5 protein-coding genes are annotated in these 5,775 nt (G+C 65.1%); all 5 read left to right on the top strand.

The features are described from left to right. Window positions 1–1,298, top strand: a 1,298-nt coding sequence (locus tag QOC69_RS26730) for a virulence factor Mce family protein (RefSeq protein WP_526445356.1), incomplete at its 5' end; no start/stop codon positions are given. Then, window positions 1,295–2,659, top strand: a complete 1,365-nt coding sequence (locus QOC69_RS26725) for a virulence factor Mce family protein (protein ID WP_526445354.1) — start codon at window positions 1,295–1,297, stop codon at window positions 2,657–2,659. The genes QOC69_RS26730 and QOC69_RS26725, both read left to right, overlap by 4 nt. A 38-nt stretch (window positions 2,660–2,697) precedes the next feature. After that, on the top strand, window positions 2,698–3,819 hold the full coding sequence (locus tag QOC69_RS26720; RefSeq protein WP_526445352.1) for a virulence factor Mce family protein: 1,122 nt from the start codon (window positions 2,698–2,700) through the stop codon (window positions 3,817–3,819). Then, the gene (locus QOC69_RS26715; RefSeq protein WP_526445350.1) at window positions 3,820–5,301 is read left to right on the top strand and encodes an MCE family protein; all 1,482 of its coding nucleotides are present in this window, start codon (window positions 3,820–3,822) and stop codon (window positions 5,299–5,301) included. It abuts the gene before it with no gap. After that, on the top strand, window positions 5,195–5,775 hold a 581-nt coding region (locus QOC69_RS26710; RefSeq protein WP_526445348.1), incomplete at its 3' end, for an Rv1363c family protein. The genes QOC69_RS26715 and QOC69_RS26710, both read left to right, overlap by 107 nt.

Below are 5,775 nucleotides of genomic sequence, written 5' to 3'. Positions count from 1 at the left end.
TCACCGTCGTGCTGGCCGCACTCAACTACCAGAGTCTGCCCTTCGTGAACCAGGCCAAGGACTATTCGGCCTACTTCGCCGACGCAGGAGGGCTGCGCTCAGGTGCTTCCGTCGACGTTTCCGGCTTTCCCGCAGGCAAGGTTTCAAGCATCGAACTCGACGGGCCCGGTGTGCTGGTCAAGTTCAGTATCGACAAGACCATCTTTCTGGGGGACCGCACCGAGGCCGCGATCAAAACCAAGAGCTTGCTGGGCAGCAAGGCACTCGACGTCATACCCCGTGGGGACGCCGAGCTGGCGGCCACCATCCCGATGGACCGGACGACGTCGCCCTACCAGCTGCCGGATGCGCTGGGCGACTTGGCCACCACCATCAGCGGGCTGAACACCAACCAGTTGTCGGACTCGCTGGCCGTCCTGTCGCAGACCTTTGCCGACACCGCCCCGGATCTGCGAAATGCCGTATCCGGCGTGGCGCGATTCTCGCAGACACTCAACGAACGCGATGCCCAGCTGCGCAACTTGCTCGACAACGCGGCCAAGGCGACGGGCGTGCTCGCCAAGCGCACCGATGAGGTGGTCAGTTTGGTGCGCAGCACCAACGCTCTGCTGGCACAGCTACAGACGCAAAGCGCCGCGCTGGATCAGATCTGGGCCAACATCTCGGCCGTGTCGCACCAGTTGAAGGGATTCATTGCCGAGAACCGAGAGCAACTGCGCCCTGCGCTGGACAAGCTCAACGGGGTGCTGGCGATCGTCGACAACCGCAAGGATCGCGTGCAACAGGCCATCAAGCTGCTCAACACCTACGCCATGTCGCTTGGTGAATCCGTGTCCTCTGGCCCGTTCTTCAAGGCATATGTGGTCAACCTGTTTCCTGGTCAGTTCGTCCAGCCGTTCGTCGACGCGGCATTCTCCGACTTGGGATTGGACCCGGCCACCTTGCTGCCGTCGCAGCGAACGGATCCGCAGACCGGCCAGCCCGGAACCCCGGCTTTGCCCGTGCCATACCCGCGGACAGGGCAGGGCGGCGAGCCGCATCTGACGCTGCCGGATGCGATCACCGGCAACGCCGGCGATCAGGGGTGTGGTCCGCCCGGCTTGCCGCTGCCCGGCCCTACTGGCTGCTACCCCTACCGCGAACCGCTGCCTGCCCCGCCGCCCGGCGGCCCACCACCGGGGCCGCCCGCCCCGTCGCCGCCGCAGCTGCAGTCCACACCCGAGCCGACACCCGCGCCGGTCTACGTGCCCGCACCCGGTGAGGTGCCGCCGCCGAATCAACAAGGGGGCCAACCATGATGACGTGGCTGCGACGTCCACGCGTCCTGCTGGCGACTTTGCTCATCGTCGTGCTCGCTGCCGGCGTGCTCGTCGTGCTGCGGGTCACCGATCAGATCGCCAGAATCACGGTGGTCGCCTATTTCGAGAACAGCACCGGGGTGTTCCCCGGCGACGACGTGCTCATCCGGGGCGTGCCGGTGGGCAAGATCGAAACGATTGAACCGCAGGCCGAACGGGCAAAGATCACTTTCTCGTTCGATCGCGACCACAAAGTGCCCGCCGACGTCAAAGCTGCGATCCTGTCGCCCCAGCTGGTAACAGGTAGGGCGATCCAGCTGACGCCGCCCTACACGAATGGTCCGACGATGCAGGACGGCGCGGTCATCCCACAGGACCGCACCGCGGTGCCGGTCGAGTGGGACGACATCCGGGTTCAACTCGAGCGGGTGAGCCAACTGTTGCAGCCCACCAAGCCCGGGGGGGTCAGCACACTCGGCGAGTTCATCAACACCGCGGCGACCAACCTGCGCGGGCAAGGCGCCAACATCCGCGACACCGTCATCAAGTTGTCGCAGGCGGTGTCCGCGCTCGGCGACCACAGCCAGGACATCTTCTCCACCTTCAAGAACCTGTCGACGCTGGTGACCGCGCTGCATGACAGCACCGATCTGCTCGAGCAGCTCAACCAGAACCTGGCCTCGGTGTCCTCGGTGTTGGCCGACGACCCGAACAAGGTCGGTCAGGCGGCCCAGGATCTCAACTCGGTGGTCGACGATGTGCGCACCTTTACGGCAGACAACCGCGAAGCGATCGGCACCACGTCGGACAAGTTGACGTCAATCACGAAGGTGCTTGTTGACAGCCTCGACGACATCAAGCAGACACTGCACATCGCCCCGACGACGATTCAGAACTTCAACAACATCTACGAGCCTGCCAACGGCTCGCTGACTGGTGCGCTGGCAGTGAACAACTTCGCCAACCCGATCTCGTTCCTCTGCGGTGCGATTCAGTCGGCCTCTCGCATGGGCGGTGAGCAAGCGGCGAAGCTCTGCGCGCAATATCTCGCGCCGATCGTGAAGAACCGTCAGTACAACTTTCCCCCGATCGGGGAGGACCTCTTCGTCGGAGCGCAGGCGAGACCCAACGAGGTCACCTATAGCGAGGATTGGATGCGGCCGGACTTCGTGCCACCGGCCGCCGATGCCGCGCCGCCCGCTGCGGCCGCCGGCGCGGGACCACAGCCCGCGGAGGCGCCGCCGGGTCCGCCGCTACCCGCGGAAGCACCGAGCACCGATACGCCGGGGGCGCCGACGCTCGCCACCGACCCCACCGCCGGCCTGCCTGGCCTGATGGTTCCTCCCGGAGGTGGCTCATGAGACCGCACGCACCGTGCCGGGGGGCGCTACATCTGGTGATGACGATCGTGGTCCTGGCAGCGATTACTGGCTGCGCCAGCTGGCGCGGGCTCAACACGCTCTCACTGCCAGGCACGCAGGGTGGCAGCCCCGGCTCTTTCGAGATCCAGGCACAGATGCCGGACATCAGTAACCTGCAGCCGAACGCACGAGTTCGGGTCTCGGACGTAACGGTGGGCACCGTGACCAAGATCGAGCGCCAGGACTGGCATGCGCTTCTGACGATGAAGCTCAAGGGCGACGTCGCCGTACCCGCCACCGCGACCATCAAGCTCGGCCAGACCAGCTTGCTAGGGTCACTGCACGTCGAGCTGGCACCACCGAAAGACGCCCCACCGCAAGGCAAGCTGCACAACGGCTCACTCATCCCGTTGTCGCATGGCGGAGCCTTTCCTACGGTTGAGCAGACGTTGGCGGCGCTCTCGATGGTGCTCAACGGTGGCGGCCTAGGCCAGGTGCAGGACATCACCGAGGCGTTCAGCACTGCTTTCCGGGGCCGGGAGCAAGACCTGCACAGCCTGATCGAGCAACTGGACAAGTTCACCGCATACGTCAACGACCAGACCGGCGACATCATTGCGGCCACCGACAGCCTGAACCACCTGACCGGAAAGCTCGCCGCGCGCCAACCCGTTCTGGACAAGGCGCTCAACACCATTCCCGATGCCCTCGCGGTGCTCAACGGCGAGCGGGAGAACCTCGTCGAGGCCGCCGACAAGCTCGGCAAATTCAGCGCCTTGACCGTCGACACGGTCAACCAAACCAAGGAAAACCTGGTCAAGGAGCTACGGGAGATCGGTCCTGTGTTGGAGTCACTGGCCAACGCGGGCCCCAGCCTGACGCGATCACTCGGCCTGATTCCCACTTACCCGTTCCCGAACGAGACGATCAAAAAATGGCAGCGAGGGGACTACGCGAACCTCACGGCGATCGTCGACCTGACGCTCAGCCGCATCGACTCGGGATTCTTCACCGGCACCCGGTGGGAATGCGATCTGACCGAGCTGGAGCTCCAGTGGGGCCGCACGATCGGCCAGTTCCCCAGCCCGTGCACCGCCGGGGGCCCGAACAACCCGGGCAACCCGCTGACCATCCCGTACCGCTGGGACCAGGGGCCGTAAATGCACCTACGCCGACAGATCAAGATCCAACTGGCCATCTTTACCGTGATCGCGCTCGTCGCGATGGCGCTGATGGCGTTTCACTTCATGAAGTTGCCTGCCATGGCATTCGGTGTCGGCCGCTATACGGTGAGCCTGGAACTGCCGGAAACCGGCGGGCTCTACAGCACCGGCAACGTCACCTATCGCGGTACCGAGGTCGGTCGGGTGCAATCGGTCCAGCTGACCGACAGCGGTGTGGAAGCGCTGCTGTCGCTGAAATCCGGGATAGACATCCCGTCGGATCTCAAGGCCGAGGTGCACAGCCAGACGGCGATCGGCGAACAGTTCGTCGAGTTGCTACCCCGTAACGGCACCTCACCGCCGCTGAAGAACGGCGACGTGATTCCGGTGGCCAACACCACCGTGCCGCCCGACATCAACTCGTTGCTCGACACCCTCAACACCGGTCTGAAGGCGGTGCCTCGCGAGAACCTGAAGACCGTCATCGACGAGTCCTACACCGCTGTGGGCGGCCTCGGCCCCGAACTGTCCCGCCTGATCAAGGGCTCATCCGAGCTGGCCATCGAAGCGCGCAAGAATCTCGACCCGCTGATCGCACTGATCGACCAATCCAAGCCGGTCCTCGATTCGCAGACCAACACGTCCGATGCGATTCAGGCGTGGGCTTCAAACCTGGCCACCGTGACCAGCGAGTTGCAGACCCATGACGCCGACGTCGCCGGCGTCATCGACAAGGGCGGCCCCGCTGCCGGAGAGTTACGCCAGCTGGTCGAGCGGCTACGACCGACGTTGCCGATTCTGCTGGCGAATCTCGTCAGCATCGGCCAGGTCGGGCTGACCTACCAAAACGACATCGAGCAGCTCCTGGTACTGCTGCCCCAGTCCGTCGCTTACGGCCAGGCGGGCATCGTGGCCAACGTCAACACCAAGCAGGATTACAAGGGCCAATACCTCAGCTTCAATCTCAACCTCAACCTGCCGCCGCCATGCACCACCGGTTTTCTGCCCGTCCAGCAGCAGCGGATACCCACCTTCGAGGACTACCCCGACCGCGCACCCGGCGACCTGTATTGCAGGGTCCCGCAGGACTCGCCGTGGAACGTGCGCGGCGCCCGCAACCTCCCGTGTGAAACCGTGCCAGGCAAGCGCGCACCGACGGTGAAGATGTGCGAAAGCGACGAGCAGTATGTGCCGCTCAACGACGGCTACAACTGGAAGGGCGATCCCAACGCCACGCTGTCTGGCCAGGACATCCCACAGTTGCCGCCAGGAACGCCGCCCGCGGCCGCGCCCAATCCTGCCCCGCCGCCATCGGCTGGGCCCGGTCCGCCGCCGATCGCGACCGCCCCGTACGACCCGGCCACCGGCGAATATGTCGGCCCCGACGGCAAGGTCCACACGCAGTCCGATCTGGCCCAGCCCGCGCCTGAGGAGAAGACATGGCAGAACCTGCTGCTTCCGCCGCCGCCAGCGGGCTGAGGGCGCAGCCGGCGGCAGTTCGGCGGCCAACGGCCGAAGTCATCGTGCAGCATCCGCGCGTCGGCAATGCCGCACCGGCGCAACGATATTGGCGAAGCGACCGACGGGCGTTCTGCGACAGCATCGCCCGCGACCAGGAACGGACGACGATATGCCGCTAGCGACTGAATGTGCAGATACGGACGACGTCCTCGACATCGAGGACTTCCCTGCAGAGCCCGCCGCAGACGACGCAGATGGTGCGCCCGCTGCGCCGTCGAAACAACCCGTCTCAGTGGTGAGGCGAGCGATCTTGTTCGGTATTGCCACCGTTGTCACGTTGGCGGCCCTGGCGGGATGGTTGGGCCTTCACGCCTACCAGGCCCACCAATGGCAGGCCGAGCGAAGCCAGTTCCTTCAGGCAGCCAGGCAGGGCGCGGTCAACTTGACCACGATCGACTGGCAGCAGGGCGATCGCGATGTGCAGCGAATTCT

This window comes from Mycobacterium sp. (assembly GCF_032162105.1).
GTDB lineage: Bacteria > Actinomycetota > Actinomycetes > Mycobacteriales > Mycobacteriaceae > Mycobacterium.
Note: the sequence above shows the minus strand (reverse complement) of the source record. Positions and strands in the feature narration are given on the sequence as shown.

Excerpts from the sequence above, each read along its gene's own strand:
- QOC69_RS26725 (WP_526445354.1), top strand. The coding sequence starts at position 1,295 with ATGATGACGTGGCTGCGACGTCCACGCGTCCTGCTGGCGACTTTGCTC.
- QOC69_RS26720 (WP_526445352.1), top strand. The coding sequence starts at position 2,698 with ATGACGATCGTGGTCCTGGCAGCGATTACTGGCTGCGCCAGCTGGCGC.
- QOC69_RS26715 (WP_526445350.1), top strand. The coding sequence starts at position 3,820 with ATGCACCTACGCCGACAGATCAAGATCCAACTGGCCATCTTTACCGTG.